Source organism: Halomonas marinisediminis (assembly GCF_004347715.1).
GTDB classification, from domain to species: Bacteria; Pseudomonadota; Gammaproteobacteria; order Pseudomonadales; family Halomonadaceae; genus Halomonas; species Halomonas icarae.
In genome coordinates this window covers 1-287 of sequence record NZ_SLTR01000324.1, presented here as the reverse complement: position 1 = coordinate 287, position 287 = coordinate 1, and the positions used below count along the sequence as shown (strand labels likewise).

The following is a 287-nucleotide window of genomic DNA, read 5'->3' as shown; positions in this document are numbered from 1 at the left end:
CGAGTGGATGTCCCTGGGACCTGCTCGTCTGCTGGTGACGGTCCTCACCGGGCGCATCGTCTCCAAGTCGGAGGGCGGCGAGCTGGCCGCCGACAGGTCTGCGGAGTTCCGGCCGCACCTCACGCAGGTGCTCGACGCCCGCAGAGGTGCGGACGCCACAAGGACGTGGAGCCGCGAGGACCTGGAGCGTTCGCTCGACCTCGCCCGCATCTGCGTGCGGCTCGGCGCGGGCGGCTGAGACGTTCTGCCCGGACCGGACCGGGGACGTCGCGAACTCGATCACGGCC

The 287-nt window shown here is 71.8% G+C and carries 1 protein-coding gene; it reads left to right on the top strand.

Features of this window, described 5'->3' with window-relative positions:
- On the top strand, positions 1–238 hold a 238-nt coding region (locus tag E0702_RS16860; RefSeq protein ID WP_132045711.1), incomplete at its 5' end, for an aminoglycoside adenylyltransferase domain-containing protein.
- Positions 239–287: the final 49 nt, after the last annotated feature.